Source organism: Brevundimonas sp. (genome assembly GCF_051858995.1).
GTDB lineage: Bacteria > Pseudomonadota > Alphaproteobacteria > Caulobacterales > Caulobacteraceae > Brevundimonas.
Genome location: NZ_JBHYGN010000001.1, coordinates 240756 through 256627, shown reverse-complemented (window position 1 = coordinate 256627; position 15872 = coordinate 240756). Strand labels below are relative to the sequence as shown.

The window sequence follows — 15872 nt, the reverse complement described above, 5'->3', positions numbered from 1 at the left end:
GGGGCGGCTCAGACGATGGCGGGCCAAAGCGACAGAACAAGGGCGGCCGTCGAGGCGCAGATTGCAAGGGTGACACAGACGATGACCCAGACGGGCGCCCGGGCCTCGCGCACGATAACGGTCTGCGCCTGCGGCGGGTTCTGCGCCAGTTTCGACAGGGCCTTCAGGGTCGCGCGCAACTCTTCAAGGGCGTCTCGAACCTGGGCCTGCGGACCCAGCTCACGCCGGATCCAGCGCTCGACCACCGGCTGGGCGGCGGCCCACAGGTCGTGGTCCGGGTTCAGGCGACGCGCCACCCCCTCGACCGAGACCATGGTCTTCTGCAGCAGGATCAGCTCGGGCCGCAGGTGCATGTCGAACAGGTCGGTGATCTCGAACAGCTGGCCCAGCAGGCGGCCCATCGACACCTGCGACGCCTGCTTGCCGATCACCGGCTCGCCGACCGCGCGCAGGGCCTGGGCGAAGGCCTCGACCGAATGCTCCTTGGGCACATAGCCGGCCTCGAAATGGACGCGGGCGATGCGGTCATAGTCGCGGCTGATGAAGCCCCACAGGATCTCGGCCAGATAGCGCCGCTCCGCCGGCCCCAGCCGCCCGACGATGCCGAAGTCGATGGCCGTCAGCTCCGCCGGGGCGTGGCAGAACAGATTGCCCTCGTGCAGGTCGGCGTGGAACGCTCCGTGGTCCAGCGCCTGCGACAGGAAGGACCGCACGACGTTGTCGGCCAGCTGATTGACGTCCAGCCCCGGCTGCAGGGCGGCGTTCGGATCGGTCAGGGGCAGGCCCGTGGCCCACTCCAGCGTCAGCACCCGCTTGCCGACCCCGTCCCAGATGACCGCGGGGGCGTCCATATGGCCGGTCAGATCCTGCGGGTCCGGCTTGGCCATAATCTCCTTCAGCTCGGACGCGGCGGCGGCCTCCAGCCGCATGTCCAGCTCCAGCGTCAGGGCGCGGGCGATGGTCTCGACGAAGGCCGAGGGCTCCAGCCGCCGGGCCAGGGGTACGAATTTCACCGCCAGCCGGGCGGCCAGCCGCATCGAGTCCAGTCCCTGCGCCACGCGTCGTTCGACGCCGGGCCGCAGGATCTTCACCGCCACCTTGCGGCCGTCGGCCAGCTTGGCCGGATGCGCCTGCGCCAGCGAGGCGGCGGCGACGGCAGGGCCGAACTCGGTGAACAGGGCCTCGACCGGACGGCCCAGCGACCGCTCGACCTCGCGCCGCGCCTGATCCAGCGGGAAGGGCGGCAGGGCGTCTTTCAGACGGCCCAGATCGCGGGCGAACTCGACGCCGAAAATGTCGGCGCGGGTGGCCAGCACCTGGCCCAGCTTGATGGCTACCGGCCCCAGATGTTCGAACGCCTTGCCCAGCCGCTGGCCCGGACGGCCCTCGCGGCCCTCGCGCCCGGCGAAGACGTGCAGCAGATGGGCGATCCAGCGCGCCCAGACGGGCAGCAGGGGGGTGATCTCGCGCGGCGCCAGGGCGTCGTGCCGGATCAGAACGCCCAGCCAGCCCAGCAGGCGGAAGGTTGCGCCCACAGGGTCGCGCACCGGCAGGTCAGCCGGCGGCGGCGGAGGCGTGCCCGGATCGATCCTCGTACTCAGATCGCCCACCCGTGGTGGATGGCCGCCACGCCGCCCGACAGATTGGTCACGGTGACGCGGCTGAAGCCCGCCTCCTCGATCATCCGCTTGAAGGTCGGCTGGTCGGGGAAGCGGCGGATGCTCTCGACCAGGTACTGGTAGCTGTCGCGATCCTTGGCCACCCAGCCGCCGATGCGCGGAATGGCGTGGAAGGACCAGGCGTCATAGGCCTTTCGGATCGGCCCGGCGATCGGGCGCGAGAACTCCAGGCACAGGAAGCGGCCGCCCGGCTTCAGCACCCGGCGCGCCTCGCGCAGGGCCTGCGGGACGTCGGCGACATTGCGGATGCCGAAGCTGATCGAATAGGCGTCCATCGAGGCGTCCGGCAGCGGCAGGCCCATGGCGTCGCCGACGGTCCAGCTCATCTCGGGCTCGCCGCCCTTATTCACGCCGGCCATGATCATCTCGGCGTTGTAGTCCAGCACGATGACCTTGGCGTCGTCGCCGCCCATGCGCAGCTGGGCCGCGCGCGCCATCTTCGAATAGCGCCGCGACATGTCGCCGGTGCCGCCCGCCACGTCCAGGATGGTCTCGCCCGGACGCGGGTTCAGCTTGGCCGCCGCCGCATCCTTCCAGAGCCGGTGCACGCCGGCGCTCATCAGGTCGTTCATCAGGTCGTAGTTCGACGCCACCGAGTCGAACACGCCGCGCACCATGCGCACCTTCTCCTTCGCGTCGACATCACGGAAGCCGAAGGAGGAGGTTTTGCCGGACGGAGGAGGAGAGGCGTCGGTCATGCTGACGCTCTACCCCTTCGCCGGGGCCGCGTCATCCGTCTGTGTGGCCGCAGCTGCGTGATCAGTTCTGAGGGTTCGGCCTCGGCACGCCCAGGTCCTTCATCACGCCTGAGATCAGGCCGTAGCAACCGCACGAGGCCTTCTCCAGACCGGGGCGGTCCAGCACCTCGACCCAGCCCCGACCGCGCCGGATCAGGCCCTTGCCCTCGATCTCGGCCCCGACCTCCGACACGGTGGCGCGACGCACGCCCAGCATGCCCGCGATGTCGGCCTGGGTCAGGTTGAAGCGGTCACCCTCCGACCGGTCATGCAGGGTCAGCAGCCAGCGCGCCAGCCGCTCGTCCAGCCGGTGCTGGGCGTTGCAGGCGGCGGTCTGCTGCACCTGGGCGAACAGGCTTTCGGTGAACCGGGACAGGGCCTCGCGCATCTCCTGACTCTGGCTCAGGGCGTCGGAGAAGATGTCAGACGGGCAGCAGGCGGCCGAGCCCTCCAGCTGGGCGATGGCGCGGCTCGAGGCGCGGGCGTTCAGCGGACCGCAGGTGACCCCGACTAGACCCTCGCGCCCGATAGCGGCGGTCTCGACCATGTGGTCCTCGGACAGCACGGTCATCAGAGACACCACGCCGGTCAGCGGGAACCAGACCTCGCCCAGCGCTTCGCCGGCGTCATACAGCATCTGGCCCTGGGCGAACGGGCGTTCGGTCAGATGGGGTTCAATCCGTTTACGGTCGGCCGCCGGCAGGGCGGTGATCCAAAGATTATCCATGACGTCCTCCTGTCGGAATGGCGACGCTCGGTAACGCCAAAGCTTCGCGACTCGTTCCTGAGGTCTGGTCGCTTGTGGCCGCGCTCGGGGCGGGTTACGCCGGAAAAAACGGAGGGAACGATGCCGGAACAGATTGACGTCGCGGAAGCCCTGAAGGGCCTGCCTCACTGGCGAAAGGCCGAGGACGAACGTCCGGCCATCGCCCGGTCGCTGACCTTCGCCGACTTCAACGCCGCCTTCGGCTTCATGACCCGCGTCGCCCTGCTGGCGGACAAGGTCGACCACCATCCGGAATGGTCCAATGTCTACAACCGGGTCGAGGTCCTGCTGACCACCCACGACGCGGGCGGGGTGACCCAGCGGGATACCGACATGGCGCGCTTCATCGACGAAGCCGCCGCTGCGATGGGAGCGAAGTGATGGCGGGACGCGTCTCGAACAAGAAGATCCTGATCACCGGCGCCGCGGGCGGCCTGGGCACGGCCATGGCCCATATGCTGGCCCGCGAGGGGGCCAAGGTCGCGGTCACCGACGTCAATCTGGAGGGCGCCCAGGCGCTCGCCGACGCCATCAACGCAGACCATCCGGGCAGCGCCTTCGCCTTCGCGCAGGACGTGACCTCCGAGGATCAGTGGATCGCCACCATCGACGCGGCGACGCAGGCGATGGGCGGCCTGTCGGTGCTGGTCAACAATGCGGGCATCGGCGGGCCGCTGGCCTTCGTCGAGCAGGACACGGTCGAGAACTGGCAGCGCCAGTATGAGATCAACCTGCGCTCCATCATGCTGGGGACCAAGCACGCCATGCCGCGCCTGCGCGAGGCGGCCCCGGCCTCGATCATCAATATTTCCTCTGTGGCGGGCCTCGCCGCCGCCCCGGGCATGGGCGCCTATAACGCCACCAAGGCTGGCGTCTGGATGTACACCAAGACCATCGCGCTCGAGGCGGCCAAGATGGACTGGAACGTCCGCTGCAACTCGGTGCACCCCGTCTTCATCAAGACCCCGATCCTCGATCCCTTCGTGGCCATGGCCGGGGGCGACGAGGGCAAGGCGCATGAGCGCCTGGCGCGCGGCATCCCGCTGAAGCGCATCGGCGAGCCGGACGACGTGGCCTATGCGGTGGTCTATCTGGCCTCCGACGAGTCCAAATTCGTCACCGGCACCGAGTTCGTTATCGACGGCGGCATGCTCGCCCAATAGCCGTCAGTCGACGGCGGTCACCTCGACCGACTGGCCCGCGACCATGGCCTCGTCGCCGACCCGTTTGCCGATCAGGGCGCGGGCCAGCGGCGAGACGTGGCTGACCGAACCCGCCGCCGGATCGGCCTCATCCTCGCCCGTGATCGCCCAGGTCTGGGTGCGCCCGTCCTCGCGCTCGATGGTCATCGAGCCGCCGAAACGCACCCGGCCGTCCGCCTCCGTCTCGACCAACTGGGCCGAAGCGCGGCGCGCTGACCAGTATCGCAGGTCCCGGGCCGCCCGGGCCATCGGCGTCCGGTCGGTCTCGATCGACCCCGCCGCCTGCGCCGCCGCATAGGCCGCCCGCGCCTCCGCCAGCGCGGCCTCGATCATCGCCAGCCCATTGGGCGTGACGAGGTTCGGGTGGGGGGAGATCGGACGGTCGGGAAGATCGGCGGCGGTCGCCTCCAGATCTTCCTCGCGGGTGAAGGCGACGCTCATGGTCCCTCTGCTATGGCGATATCCGGCGGCGGGGTCCACCGGACAGAAAAAAGGCCGTGGTCGCAAAACCACGGCCCTTTTTGCGATCGTCGAGTGACGGGACGCTAAATCCGTTTCCCTCGACCCATGATGAAGTTCACCACGAGCAGGATCAGGAAAACGACGAACAGCACATAGGCGATGTTCATCGAGATACCCGCGACACCGCCGGCGCCGAGCAGACCGGCGACAACGGCGAGCACGAGAAAGATCAGGGCCCAGCGAAGCATGAGCGGTTCCTTCCAGAGCGGTTGTTCAAAGACGGAACGGCTCGTCGCCGCACCTGTCTAAGCAACTGTCAGGAAGCCATGCGGTTCCCGCCTAGCGGCGTCTTCCGGTATGGGATTTCTCGGTGACCGCCGCCGCCACGAGGCTCGCAAGCGCCGGATTTCGCAGGAAAATCCAGCCGCCGGCCAGAGCCGCCGCAGTGCCCAGGATCGGACGCTCGCGGAACAGCATGAAGGCGCGTTCGCCCAGGCCGGTCGGCTCTGCTTCCTCGTCCTCATCCTCGCCTTCGCCGCGCAGGAAGATCAGCGCGACGATGGCGGCGATCAGGGCGAACAGCAGGAAGGTGATCGCTGCGGCGGCCAGCGCCGGAACCACCAGCGCCAGCGCATAAAAGATCGATACGCCCAGGAAGAGGACAGCGACCAGCGCCGCCCCAGCCGCCACGGCGGCCGCGACGGCTTTCTTCACCAGACCCCTGGCCAGCCCCCCGCCGAACATCAGCGGCGGCGACCGGCGAGCAGCAGGCCGAGCACGACGCCGACACCGAGCGCGATGGCGGTCGACTGGATCGGACGTTCCTGGACACGTTCGGTCAGATAGCGCTGGGCTTCGTCGAAGCGCTCCGACGCATCATCATAATACTCGCGGCCCTTCACGCGGGCCTCGTCATAGTAGCCGCGGGCGCGTTCGCGCAGCACGCCGGCCTGTTCACGCAGCTGAGCCTCGGCCTCGGCGGCCTTGGCGCGGATGCGGGCGTCGGCGACGGCCGCCTTCTCGCGCAGGGCGGCTTTTTCCTCGGTCCCGAGGACCTTCAGATCGTCCTTCAGCGTGTTCAGATCGTTCTTAACTGCGGCGCGGGCCGCCTTGGTCGTCGCCATGATGCGCGCTCCGTTTGGTCAAGCTTGACGGTTTAAATAGAGAACCCTGAGCCGGAACGCCACTCTGACGTCACGGTTCCCGCGGTACAGCATGGCGGAAGGCAGGCAGTAGGGCTTAGGAATTAGGAATTAGTGAGATCGCGCCGTGGCCATCGGCTACGCCGTCCCTTCCTAATTCCTAATTCCTGAGCCCTACTCCCTCTCATGTCCTTTCTCTTCCCCCCCGCCCCCACGCCCTCGCTCCCGATCAAGGACAGCGACGCCCGCTTCCCGGTGCGGCGCATCCTCTGCGTGGGTCAGAACTACGCCGCCCATGCGCGCGAGATGGGCCACCATGAGCGGGCCGATCCCTTCTTCTTCAGCAAGCCCGGTGACGCGCTGGTCACGGACGGGGCTGATCCCGTTTATCCGACCGCCACACAGAATCTGCACCATGAGGTCGAACTGGTCTGCGCCGTCGGGCCGGACGGCATCTTCGGCTGGGCGGTCGGCTGCGATCTGACCCGCCGCGATCTGCAGGCCGAGGCCAAGAAGGCGGGCCGTCCGTGGGACGCCGCCAAGGGCTTCGACCAGTCCGCCCCCTGCGCCGCCTTGGCGCCGGGCGCCCTGCCGGACCCCGCCGCCCCCATCGCACTGACCGTCAACGGCGAGGCGCGTCAGTCGGGCCGTCTGGACGACATGATCTGGAGCCCGGACGAGATCCTCGCCAAGGCCCGCGAGCTCTGGGACGTGCAGGCGGGCGATCTGATCTTCACCGGCACGCCCGAGGGCGTCGGTCCGGTGGTTCCCGGTGACCGGGTCGAGGCGACCATCGGCGGCCTTCCGGCCCTCAGCTTCACGGTGGCGGCGCGATGATCCTGCACGGCTACTGGCGTTCGGGCGCCGCCTATCGCACCCGCATCGCCCTGGCGCTGAAGGGCCTGTCCTACGAACAGCAGGGCCACGACCTGCGCATCGGCGCCCAGAAGGACCCGGCCTATGTCGCGCTGAACCCGCAGGGCATGGTCCCGGCGCTTGAGGTGGACGGCGCTGTCCTGACCCAGAGCCCGGCCATCCTCGAATGGCTGGAAGAGACGCATCCGACGCCCGCCCTGCTGCCGTCCGACGCCATCGGTCGGGCCCACGTCCGCGCCATGGCCGCCCTGATCGGCTGTGACATCCATCCGCTGAACAATCTGCGCGTCGGCAAGGCTCTGCGCGAAGGCTTCGGCGCCGACCAGGCGGCCGTCGACGCCTGGGCCGCCCGCTGGATCCTCCCCGGCTTCGAGGCGCTGGAAGCGTTGGTCGCCCGCCACGGCGCTGGCTGGAGCTATGGCGACGCCCCGACCCTGGCCGACTGCTACCTGATCCCGCAGATCTATTCGGCGGCCCGCTTCAACGTGGCCCTCGACGCCTTCCCGGGCCTGCTGGCCATCGACGAAGCGGCGAGGACCCACCCGGCCTTCGTGGCGGCGCATCCGGACAATCAGCCGGACGCGGGGTGACCTTGGGTGAAAAGTGAATGGTGAGTAGTGAGTGGAAAGGCTGAGAAGAGGTCAGCACCTGAGTGACCGCGATCACTCCCGCCGCCGCTATCGACTACTCACTACTCACCACTCACTTTTCACGCCTCCACGCCTCACCCCATGAACCGATCCACCGCCGCCATGAACCGCCGGGGCTGGTCGATCATCACCATATGCTCGGCGCCCTCGATGCGTTCGAAGGTCGCCGGGCGCGCCAGTCGGGCGTAGGCGCCGCGGAACAGATCGTCGGCGTGGCCGCGTGGCGAGTTGCGGTCGGGGCTCCAGCCATAGACCACGGTCACCGGCGAGGTGATCCGGGACAGGCGCGGGCGCAGGTCCACCGTCATCACCTCATACAGGGACTGGGCCAGCATCTGCCGGTCGCCGCCCTGCCAGCCGATGGTGCCGAACAGGGCGTCGGTGGCCCCGCCAAGCTCGACCCCCATCTCGCGGCCCCGCGTGCGCAGGGCCTCGTCGCCGAGGAACTGGATCGCCTGATAGGCCACCTGGGCGATGGGCTCGACGTCACGCACCGTCGCCCGCGGGCTGATCAGGGCCGCGAAGAAGGGTGAGGAATCCACCGTCATCAGCCGCCCGACCGCCCAGGGCCAGTCCGAGGCGACGCGCAGGCCGATCTGGCCGCCCATTGAATGGCCGATGATCGCGGGCTGGCTCAGTCGGCTTTCGGTGATGTAGCGCAACACCTCTCCCGCCACCGCGCTCAACACCGCGCCTTCGCCGTTGGCCTGCGCCGCCAGCTCGCCGAAGCCGCGCACCGAGACCAGATGCAGCCGATATTTCCCCGCCATCCGGTCGGCGGTCGAGCGCCACACCGCCGCCGTCGAGGCCAGGCCGGGAATCAGGATCACGTCCGGCCCCTGCCCCCGCGTCTCCACCGTGATCCGGCGCGAGGCGAAGCCTGTCTGCGCCCACGCCGCGGGGGCGAGGCTCGCCAGAGCCCCCGTCGCCAGAGCCCCCGTCGCCAGAGCCATGCCGATCAGGATGTCGCGCCTCGCCTGCATCCCCCCGTTTTCCGGGGCGATTGCGGCGCCATGATGAAACGCACCCTCCCGCCGTCATCCTCGGGCCTGACCCGAGGATCAGACGTCGTGCGCCGCGTGGCCGCCGGAAAGGCACAGTTCGCGGACGATCAGGCCCTCGGGTCAAGCCTGGGGGTGACGGTTCAGTGGGGTGTCTTCAGTCGCTTCAGGTGCGCGCGGGGCGCAGGCCGCCGGCCATGGCCGGGGCGCCCGAGCGACGCTCGCCGCCCGAGGCGATGATGCGGTCGATGCGGGCCTTCTCGGCGCGGAAGGCGGCCAGGTCGGCGCCCGCTAGAACGGTGCCTTCCTCGGTGCGCACGCCGGCCGGATTGATCCGCTGGCCGCCGCGCCAGATTTCATAGTGCAGGTGCGGGCCGGTCGAGGCGCCGGTCGAACCGACGTAGGCGACGACCTGGCCCTGACGGACGCGTTGACCGGCGCGAATGCCCGAACCGTAGCGCGACAGGTGGCCGTAGCCGGTCTCAAGACCGTTCGGGTGACGGATGCGCAACCAGTTGCCATAGCCGCCCCAGCGGCGGGCCTCGACGACCACGCCGTCGGCGGGGGCCACGACCGGCGTGCCCATGCCCGCGGCGAAGTCGATGCCCTGGTGCATCTTGCGGAAGCCCGCGATCGGGTGACGGCGGAAGCCGAACGACGACGAGATGCGGAATCCACGCTCCAGCGGGGTGCGCATGAAGGCCGACCGGGTGTTCTTGCCGGTGGCGTCGAAATACTGGGCCTCACGGGCGCCGGCGGGCTGGAAGCGATAGAAGGTCACGCCTTTCAGCTGGGCGTACAGCAGCTCGCCGGAATCGATGGTGCGGCCGTTTTCGGTGACCGTGCGGTCGAAGACATAGGTGAACTCGTCGTCCGACTTGATGTCCCGGTCCATGTCGAACTTGTGCGAGAACAGGCGGCCGGCGACGCGGGCGATGGCGGCCGGAGCCCCTTCGCGGCGGGCGGTGCGGGACAGCGAGCCCTCGACCTTGCCGTTCAGGACCACGGTCTCGTGGGTCACCTTCTCTTCCAGCGCGCGCAGGCGCAGGGCGCCGTCGAAGCTGCGCGACACGGTCAGCTGGCTGGCCGGGCCGGTCCGCATGGTCAGGCCGATCAGGCGGGCGTCGCCCCGACCGCCGCGCGGCTTGGCGATGGCGGTTTCGAACCGCTGCCCGGCGCGCATCGACGAGACGTCCATGGCGTTGGACAGAGTGGCGGCGACGGCCGAGGCCTCTTCCGGCGCGATGCCCGTGCGGCGTACGGCCTGTTCGAAGGTCTCGCCCTTGCGAATCTGCACCGGGATGGCTTCCGGCGCGGTCAGGCCCGCGGGCGTGCCGCCGGCGGCGAAGGCCTGGGCCTCCAGCTGGGCAATTTCAATTTGAGAGAGAGGCGGAGCCTCTTCCGCTTTCGCGGGTTGGTACACACGACCGGCAAGCAGCGCCACCGAGACAGCAGCCACAGCCGTGAGGGCGTGCGGCGCGATGCGCATCGGCTGGCGACGTGGATCGAACTGAGCCATCGGTCCCCGAGAAACGACGACGCCGGGCGGCGCCAAAGCCACTGAAAGCAAGGATCGCGCCGGACTGTCCCCCGAAGGAGCCGTCGAGCGCGAGGCGAGCCATATAGCCCGTCTGTGCCATCATGGGAAGGTGGATCGTTACAAGCCGTTAACCGGAGCCGTAGTCGCGGGTAAAGCTTGCGTGAGCGGTGAGGTGATCGGAGTTCAGCGCCACAGTATTCACACAGCATCTGACCGCTATTCATGGCGCGATGTCGCAGGTCTCTCCCGCTGACTCTGTCTGCATTCAAAGTGGCTCTCAGGTCACTATCCTGTGGCGCTCGCGACACGGGTTAATTGCTCAAGGCGCGCGTGAGTTTGTTCATCGCTCTTTCCGCCCCGCCGCTTGTGCCGCTAAAGGACGAAGGGCATGAGTGACACGGTCTCCCCCGCCTCAGGTCAGTCTCCGCGTCCGGCCCCGCGCCGCGCCGGGTCGGCCGTCCGCCGCATCCTCGTGATCGTCGGCGTTCTTCTGTGCTTCCTGGCGGTGGTCGCCGCCCTGACCTGGCTGAACCGCCGCGCCGTCACCCGGCAGGTGCTGGTCGGCTGGCTGGAGCGCCAGGGCGTCCCGGCGGATGTGGACATTGAACGGGTCGAGCTGGACGGCGTCGTCGCCCGCGTCCGCATCGGCGATCCGAAGAACCCCGACGTCACCGTCGAGCGGGTCGAGGTCGACTACGCCATCGGCGTGCCCTGGTCCGAGCACGGCATGGGCGTCACGCCCACCCGCATCCGCCTGCTGCGCCCCGTCGCCCGCGTCAGCCTGCGCGGCGGCAAGGTCTCCTTCGGTTCGCTGGACCCGCTGATCGACCAGTTCACCGGCCGTCCGCCCAGCCCCGACAGCCGCTCGCCCGTGGTGCTGGTCGAGCGCGGGCGCGTCAGCCTCGACACCGACTACGGCCCCGCCGACATCCAGGGCGACGCCCGGATCGAGGACGGCAAGCTGATGCGCCTCGTCGCGCAGATGCCCACGACCGCCCTGCGCAGCGGCGACCGCCTCGACGCCCGGGGCCTGACCGCCTCGGTCGATCTGACCACCGTCGGCGACCGGGTGTCGCTGCGCGTGGCCGCCGCCGCCGACTCCGCCCGCATCGCCGGGGTTCAGGGACAGGGCGTCGAAGGCCGGGGCGCGCGTCTGATCCTGACCGGCGACCTGCCCTATCCGGACCTCAAGACCCGGCGCGGCGACGGTCGCGCCCGCCTGCAGCTGGCTCTCTCCGCTGATCGTCTGGCGGCGGGCGACAGCGCCGCCCAGGGCGTCGCCGCCGATCTGACCTTCGATGGGAGCACGGCGGGCTGGATCGAGACCTTCCGCATCGACGGTCGCACCACCGCCGACCTCCGCGCCGAGCGGATGGACGGCGCCGTGGCCGGGCAGGGGGCGCGCCTGCGCCTGACCGACGCCGCCACCGTGCTGGACCGTGACGGCAAGGGGATCGGCTGGCGGGTCGAGGGTCCCGCCGACCTGACCGCCGCCCGCTTCTCCGGCGCCGGGTTCGAGGGCGCGGGCGTTCGCCTGACCGCCTCGCGCCTGATCGCCGGCGGGCGCGGCGCGGCCTTTGAGGCCCAGAGTCCGCTCAGCCTCGCCGCCGACCGGCTGGCCATGGACGACCTGTCGCTGGGCGGGGTCCAGGGTTCGGCGCAACTGGATCTGGTCTCGGACGGCGCCCTGCGGATCGACGCTCGGGGCGGGCTGCGCTCGGCGCGCGGCGCCTGGCCCCTGTTCGGCGCTCCCGCTCGTGACGACATCCCCGAACTGGCCGAGATGAAGCGCGCCCTGTCGGCCTTCGCGGTCAACATCCCCGCCTTCACCCTGTCCACCGGCGACACCGGCACGCGCCTGACGCTGGATCGGCCCGCCACCCTGACCCCTGCCAACGGCGGCGTCCTGACCCTCAACCCCGCTGCCGGTCCCCTGTTCAGCGCGGCGCGGGGCGAACGCGGCGGCGGCACCCTCCGCCTGACCGCCACGCGCGGCAAGGGCCTGCCCGAAGCGGCCTTCGAGATTCCGCGCTGGTCGCTGACGCCGGACGGCTTCACCGCCACCCTCGACGGTCGCGCCGCCCTGGACTTCGGCCTCGCCCGCGGTATCGCGCTCCAGACCCGCGGCGAGCTGGCCTCCGCCGGCGGTCGCCTGACCTACACCACCACGGACTGCGTCCCCCTGACCGTCGAACGGCTCGAGCTGGATGAGAACGACGTCACCGACCTCTCGGGCCGCTTCTGCCCCGCCGGTCGTCCCCTGTTCGAAGTGCGCGACGGCGCCTGGCGGGCCGACGGCGCCCTGCGCGAGGTCAAGGCCTCGGCGCCCTTCCTCGCCCTGCATTTCCAGGACGCCGAGGGCCTGCTGGCGGCCACCGGCGGCCCTCGCGGCGTCGGCATGGTCGCCCAGATCAGCCGCGCCACCGTGGTCGACGCCACCAGCCCGGCCCGTTTCAACCCGATGGCTGCCGTCGGCTCGGCTCGTCTGTCGGGTGATGTCTGGACCGGCGCCTTCGACCTGTCGCACGGGGAAACCACCCTCGGCCGCCTGACCCTGAACCACGATGGCAAGACGGGCGTCGGCGGGATCATCATCGACGCCCCCTCGATCACCTTCGCCGAGGGGGGGCTGCAGCCGTCCGACCTCAGCCCGTTGGCCGGCGACATCGTCGGCTCCCCGGCTGTCGGTTCCGTCGGCTTCACCGGCCGCGTCGACTGGCGCGCAGACACCGAAGGGACCAGCAGCGGCCGCCTGACCGTCCCGGGCCTGGACTTCACCAGCCCCGCCGGGCCGGTGAAGGGGCTGCGCGGCGCGGTCGACTTCACCAGCCTTACCCCTCTGGTCGCCGCCCCCGGCCAGACCCTGCATGCCGACCTGCTGGAATCCGTCGCCCCCCTGACTGACATCGATCTGGTCTTCGGCCTCGACAAGGCGGCCCTGTCGATCGAGGGCGCGGACCTCAGCGTCGCGGGCGGCACGGTGCGGGTCGAGCCCCTGTCCATTCCGCTGGACATCCGTCAGGGCTTCACCGGCGTCATCGTGCTGGAGACCGTCCAGCTGGGTGAGATCATCAAGAGCGCCGGCTTCGGCGACAAGGTCAGCCTCGACGCCGTGGTCTCGGGCCGTCTGCCGTTCAGCTGGAACCCCACCGACGGCGTCCGCATCGTCGGCGGTCAGGTTCAGGCCGTCCAGCCGGGCCGCCTGTCCATCCCCCGCGCCGCCCTGACCGGGCTGGAGGCCCAGGGCGGCGGCGAGGCCCTGCCGCCCAACACTGTCCAGGACCTGGCCTATCAGGCGATGGAGAACCTGGCCTTCGACGTCCTGTCCGCTCAGGTGGACAGCGAGGATCAGGGCCGGCTCGGCGTGATCTTCCATATTCGCGGCCGCCACGACCCGCCCCAGCGGCAGGAACTGCGCATCCCGCTGGCCGAGTTCATCAGCCGTCAGTTCCTCAATCGCGAACTGCCCCTGCCGTCCAACACGGGCATCGACCTGACGCTCGACACCTCGGTGAACCTGAACCAGCTGGTCAGCGACCTGATGGCGCTGGACCGCGCCCGCAACGGCCAGATCGACGTAACGGCGCCCGATGCCGAAGCTGTGCCTTGATCACGCCGCCTTCGCTGTTCAGAACCCGTTCACCCTCGTTCGCGTTTAGTCGTCGCGGATCAATCGGAGTGTCCTTCATGTCCCGGACGAAACGCAGAACCGTCGCCGCGCTCGGCCTGATGGCCGCCGCCATCGGCGCCGCCGCCTGCACGCCGACCGTCCGGCTGCAGGTCGATCCGATCACGATCAACGCACGTCTGGACGCCGACATCCGCGTCCGCCTCGACCGGGAGCTTCAGAACCTCCTGGCCGAAAACCCGAACCTGTTCTGATGGGAAAGTCCGCCATGTCCTTCCGCAAAGTCTTCGTCATGGTCGCCGCCGTCGCGGCCCTCGGCGTGGCCGCGGGCGCGGCCTTCGCCCAGACCAGCCAGCAAAAGGCGCTGATCGACGCCGCCAAGGCCGCTGGCACCGTGGGCGAACAGGCTGACGGCTACGTCGGCTTCCGCGTCCCCTCGTCCGACGCCGCCCTGACCGCCGCCGTCCAGGCGACCAACTCGGGCCGTCGCGCCGCCTACGCCAGCTCGGCCGCCGAAGCCGGCGGCGGGGCCACTGCGGCGGACGCCGGAGCCCGCATGTTCGAAACCCAGCTGCTGCCCCGCATCAGCTCGGGCCAGTGGTACCGCAACGCCCAGGGCCAGTGGGTTCAGCGCTGATCTGAGTTCCGGTTCTCCCTCCCCGACGGGGAGGGGGACCTGAGCCCCTTGGACAATCCGGCCCCTTGAGCCGCCCCCCTCATCGCGCGATACGGTCCGCATGACCGACGCGCCGATCACCTACGCCAGCTATCTGGCCCTCGATGACCTGCTGGCCGCCCAGCACCCATTGTCCGACCAGCATGACGAAATGCTCTTCGTCATCATCCACCAGACCAAGGAACTGTGGCTCAAGCAGATCCTGCACGAGGTGGCCCTGGCCCAGTCGCTGGTCCGCGCGGGCGATCTGGTCCCCGCCTACAAGTCGCTGGCCCGGGTCAGCCGCATCCAGACCGTCATGACGCTCAGCTGGGATATCCTGGCGACCATGACCCCCGCCGACTACCTGCGCTTCCGCGGCTCGCTGGGCTCATCCTCCGGCTTCCAGAGTGACCAGTTCCGCCGTTTTGAATCCGCCCTGGGCCTCAAGGACGACCGCTTCCTGCGCTTCCACGAAGACCGGCCCGAGGCCCACGCCGCCCTCAAGGCCGCCATCGACGCCCCCAGCCTCTATGACGACGCCCTGGCCCAGCTGGCCAGGGCCGGCCTGCCGGTCCCGACCGAGGTCCTGACCCGCGACGTGTCCAGTCCCTATGAGCCGTCCGAGGCCGTCGAGGCGGCCTGGCTGGAGGTCTATCGCGACACCGAGCGCTGGTGGCCCCTCTATCAACTGGCCGAGAAGCTGGTGGATCTGGACGACGCCCTGCTGACCTGGCGTCACAAGCATGTGGTCACGGTCGAGCGCATCATCGGCCGTCGTCGCGGCACCGGCGGCACCGACGGGGTCGGCTATCTGACCGAAACGCTCCAGCGCCGCTGCTTCCCGGAACTCTGGTCCCTGCGCACGAAGCTCTGACGTTCGCGTGTAAACCACATCCGCCGGAAACCTTCGCCGCAGGCATACGCTTTACAGGTCTCTCCCCGGAGTGACCGCCATGCCCAACGCCAACCGCCACGACATCCAGGTTCTCAACGGCCTGATCCGCGCCCTCATCGACAGCGCCGACGGCTATCATGACGCCGTGGGTGAAACCGCCGATCCGGGCCATCGCGACCTGTTCGCCCGCCGCGAGGGCGAGCGCCGCCAGATCGCGCAGACCCTTGTCGACGACGTCCGGGGCCTCGGCGGCGAGCCTGACGTCGACGGCTCCTTCCTCGCCAAGGCCCAGCGCGCCTTCACCGATGTGAAGCACGCCCTGCTGCGCGACGAACTGACCGTGGTCGGCGCTGTCGAAAGCGCCGAGGACCATCTGCGCGCTCGGTTTGAGAAGGCAATGGACGACACCACCATCTCCGCCACCACCCGCGAAACCATCCGCCGCGCCTGGACCCGCCTGCGCCATGATCACGACGCGCTCAGCGGCCTGAAACACAGCCTCGAGGGCCAGCGGGACGCGAACAGCGGGCTGTTCCCGAGGTAGGGGGCGACGCCCTCGACCTTGCTATCGCAATGGGCAAGGTCCAGCTTCCCGCGCCTGACCGGCGGCCGTGGGCGTCGGCTATGATGCGGGGG

General features: G+C 69.6%; 18 protein-coding genes. 9 read left to right on the top strand and 9 right to left on the bottom strand.

Annotated features, from left to right (window positions below; all coding sequences use genetic code 11):
• Nucleotides 1–8: 8 nt before the first annotated feature.
• From ubiB to ACTIEF_RS01335, 3 genes are all read right to left on the bottom strand, one after another.
• Complete coding sequence (ubiB, locus tag ACTIEF_RS01345) at nucleotides 9–1610, bottom strand: 2-polyprenylphenol 6-hydroxylase (RefSeq protein ID WP_439470383.1); 1602 nt, start codon at nucleotides 1608–1610, stop codon at nucleotides 9–11.
• Nucleotides 1598–2377: a class I SAM-dependent methyltransferase gene (locus ACTIEF_RS01340; RefSeq protein ID WP_439470382.1), complete on the bottom strand. Its 780-nt coding sequence runs from the start codon at nucleotides 2375–2377 to the stop codon at nucleotides 1598–1600. The genes ubiB and ACTIEF_RS01340 overlap by 13 nt, the downstream gene beginning before the upstream one ends.
• A gap of 61 nt (nucleotides 2378–2438) precedes the next feature.
• Nucleotides 2439–3143 (bottom strand): Crp/Fnr family transcriptional regulator, encoded by a 705-nt coding sequence (locus tag ACTIEF_RS01335; RefSeq protein WP_439470381.1) that lies wholly within the window; start codon nucleotides 3141–3143, stop codon nucleotides 2439–2441.
• Between the two features lie 120 nt (nucleotides 3144–3263).
• Between ACTIEF_RS01335 and ACTIEF_RS01330 the strand changes: the two genes are divergently transcribed.
• Nucleotides 3264–3563: a 4a-hydroxytetrahydrobiopterin dehydratase gene (locus ACTIEF_RS01330; RefSeq protein WP_439470380.1), complete on the top strand. Its 300-nt coding sequence runs from the start codon at nucleotides 3264–3266 to the stop codon at nucleotides 3561–3563.
• Nucleotides 3563–4345 carry an SDR family oxidoreductase gene (locus tag ACTIEF_RS01325; RefSeq protein ID WP_439470379.1) on the top strand — a complete coding sequence of 261 codons (783 nt, stop codon included), beginning with the start codon at nucleotides 3563–3565 and terminating at the stop codon, nucleotides 4343–4345. The genes ACTIEF_RS01330 and ACTIEF_RS01325 overlap by 1 nt, the downstream gene beginning before the upstream one ends.
• Nucleotides 4346–4348: 3 nt before the next feature.
• Here ACTIEF_RS01325 and greA read toward each other — a convergent pair whose 3' ends face one another.
• The 4 genes from greA to ACTIEF_RS01305 form a co-directional block, all read right to left on the bottom strand.
• Nucleotides 4349–4825 carry a transcription elongation factor GreA gene (greA, locus tag ACTIEF_RS01320; protein WP_439470378.1) on the bottom strand — a complete coding sequence of 159 codons (477 nt, stop codon included), beginning with the start codon at nucleotides 4823–4825 and terminating at the stop codon, nucleotides 4349–4351.
• 104 nt (nucleotides 4826–4929) lie between these two features.
• Nucleotides 4930–5094 (bottom strand): DUF1328 family protein, encoded by a 165-nt coding sequence (locus tag ACTIEF_RS01315; protein WP_439470377.1) that lies wholly within the window; start codon nucleotides 5092–5094, stop codon nucleotides 4930–4932.
• Between the two features lie 91 nt (nucleotides 5095–5185).
• Nucleotides 5186–5560 carry a hypothetical protein gene (locus ACTIEF_RS01310; RefSeq protein ID WP_439470376.1) on the bottom strand — a complete coding sequence of 125 codons (375 nt, stop codon included), beginning with the start codon at nucleotides 5558–5560 and terminating at the stop codon, nucleotides 5186–5188.
• A gap of 29 nt (nucleotides 5561–5589) precedes the next feature.
• Nucleotides 5590–5970: a glycine zipper domain-containing protein gene (locus ACTIEF_RS01305; protein WP_439470375.1), complete on the bottom strand. Its 381-nt coding sequence runs from the start codon at nucleotides 5968–5970 to the stop codon at nucleotides 5590–5592.
• Nucleotides 5971–6174: 204 nt separating this feature from the next.
• Here ACTIEF_RS01305 and ACTIEF_RS01300 point away from each other — a divergent pair, with 204 nt between their 5' ends.
• Together ACTIEF_RS01300 and maiA are read left to right on the top strand one after the other, a co-directional pair.
• Nucleotides 6175–6825 (top strand): fumarylacetoacetate hydrolase family protein, encoded by a 651-nt coding sequence (locus ACTIEF_RS01300; protein WP_439470374.1) that lies wholly within the window; start codon nucleotides 6175–6177, stop codon nucleotides 6823–6825.
• Nucleotides 6822–7454, top strand: coding sequence for a maleylacetoacetate isomerase (maiA, locus tag ACTIEF_RS01295; RefSeq protein ID WP_439470373.1), 633 nt, complete (start codon nucleotides 6822–6824; stop codon nucleotides 7452–7454). The genes ACTIEF_RS01300 and maiA overlap by 4 nt, the downstream gene beginning before the upstream one ends.
• A 134-nt stretch (nucleotides 7455–7588) precedes the next feature.
• On the opposite strand, the gene ACTIEF_RS01290 is transcribed toward maiA, so the two are convergent.
• On the bottom strand, nucleotides 7589–8497 hold the full coding sequence (locus ACTIEF_RS01290) for an alpha/beta fold hydrolase (protein WP_439470372.1): 909 nt from the start codon (nucleotides 8495–8497) through the stop codon (nucleotides 7589–7591).
• A 184-nt stretch (nucleotides 8498–8681) separates the two neighbouring features.
• Entirely contained in the window at nucleotides 8682–10034 is a 1353-nt protein-coding gene (locus ACTIEF_RS01285; protein WP_439470371.1) for a peptidoglycan DD-metalloendopeptidase family protein, read from the bottom strand.
• A gap of 409 nt (nucleotides 10035–10443) precedes the next feature.
• Here ACTIEF_RS01285 and ACTIEF_RS01280 point away from each other — a divergent pair, with 409 nt between their 5' ends.
• The 5 genes from ACTIEF_RS01280 (at nucleotide 10444) to ACTIEF_RS01260 (ending at nucleotide 15780) form a co-directional block, all read left to right on the top strand.
• Complete coding sequence (locus ACTIEF_RS01280; RefSeq protein WP_439470370.1) at nucleotides 10444–13665, top strand: intermembrane phospholipid transport protein YdbH family protein; 3222 nt, start codon at nucleotides 10444–10446, stop codon at nucleotides 13663–13665.
• Nucleotides 13666–13742: 77 nt separating this feature from the next.
• Nucleotides 13743–13937 carry a YnbE family lipoprotein gene (locus ACTIEF_RS01275; RefSeq protein ID WP_439470369.1) on the top strand — a complete coding sequence of 65 codons (195 nt, stop codon included), beginning with the start codon at nucleotides 13743–13745 and terminating at the stop codon, nucleotides 13935–13937.
• A gap of 14 nt (nucleotides 13938–13951) precedes the next feature.
• Nucleotides 13952–14320, top strand: coding sequence for a DUF1318 domain-containing protein (locus ACTIEF_RS01270; protein ID WP_439470368.1), 369 nt, complete (start codon nucleotides 13952–13954; stop codon nucleotides 14318–14320).
• A 100-nt stretch (nucleotides 14321–14420) separates the two neighbouring features.
• The gene (locus ACTIEF_RS01265) at nucleotides 14421–15215 is read left to right on the top strand and encodes a tryptophan 2,3-dioxygenase (RefSeq protein ID WP_439470367.1); all 795 of its coding nucleotides are present in this window, start codon (nucleotides 14421–14423) and stop codon (nucleotides 15213–15215) included.
• Between the two features lie 79 nt (nucleotides 15216–15294).
• Entirely contained in the window at nucleotides 15295–15780 is a 486-nt protein-coding gene (locus ACTIEF_RS01260) for a PA2169 family four-helix-bundle protein (protein ID WP_439470366.1), read from the top strand.
• Nucleotides 15781–15872: the final 92 nt, after the last annotated feature.

Bases quoted from the DNA above. Each gene is read 5' to 3' on its own strand.
- ACTIEF_RS01305 (WP_439470375.1), bottom strand. From the start codon at position 5,970: ATGGCGACGACCAAGGCGGCCCGCGCCGCAGTTAAGAACGATCTGAAC.
- ACTIEF_RS01265 (WP_439470367.1), top strand. From the start codon at position 14,421: ATGACCGACGCGCCGATCACCTACGCCAGCTATCTGGCCCTCGATGAC.
- ACTIEF_RS01260 (WP_439470366.1), top strand. From the start codon at position 15,295: ATGCCCAACGCCAACCGCCACGACATCCAGGTTCTCAACGGCCTGATC.
- ACTIEF_RS01290 (WP_439470372.1), bottom strand. From the start codon at position 8,497: ATGCAGGCGAGGCGCGACATCCTGATCGGCATGGCTCTGGCGACGGGG.
- ACTIEF_RS01270 (WP_439470368.1), top strand. From the start codon at position 13,952: ATGTCCTTCCGCAAAGTCTTCGTCATGGTCGCCGCCGTCGCGGCCCTC.
- ACTIEF_RS01330 (WP_439470380.1), top strand. From the start codon at position 3,264: ATGCCGGAACAGATTGACGTCGCGGAAGCCCTGAAGGGCCTGCCTCAC.
- ACTIEF_RS01340 (WP_439470382.1), bottom strand. From the start codon at position 2,377: ATGACCGACGCCTCTCCTCCTCCGTCCGGCAAAACCTCCTCCTTCGGC.
- maiA (WP_439470373.1), top strand. From the start codon at position 6,822: ATGATCCTGCACGGCTACTGGCGTTCGGGCGCCGCCTATCGCACCCGC.
- ACTIEF_RS01275 (WP_439470369.1), top strand. From the start codon at position 13,743: ATGTCCCGGACGAAACGCAGAACCGTCGCCGCGCTCGGCCTGATGGCC.
- ACTIEF_RS01315 (WP_439470377.1), bottom strand. From the start codon at position 5,094: ATGCTTCGCTGGGCCCTGATCTTTCTCGTGCTCGCCGTTGTCGCCGGT.
- ACTIEF_RS01285 (WP_439470371.1), bottom strand. From the start codon at position 10,034: ATGGCTCAGTTCGATCCACGTCGCCAGCCGATGCGCATCGCGCCGCAC.
- ACTIEF_RS01335 (WP_439470381.1), bottom strand. From the start codon at position 3,143: ATGGATAATCTTTGGATCACCGCCCTGCCGGCGGCCGACCGTAAACGG.
- ACTIEF_RS01280 (WP_439470370.1), top strand. From the start codon at position 10,444: ATGAGTGACACGGTCTCCCCCGCCTCAGGTCAGTCTCCGCGTCCGGCC.
- ACTIEF_RS01300 (WP_439470374.1), top strand. From the start codon at position 6,175: ATGTCCTTTCTCTTCCCCCCCGCCCCCACGCCCTCGCTCCCGATCAAG.
- greA (WP_439470378.1), bottom strand. From the start codon at position 4,825: ATGAGCGTCGCCTTCACCCGCGAGGAAGATCTGGAGGCGACCGCCGCC.
- ACTIEF_RS01325 (WP_439470379.1), top strand. From the start codon at position 3,563: ATGGCGGGACGCGTCTCGAACAAGAAGATCCTGATCACCGGCGCCGCG.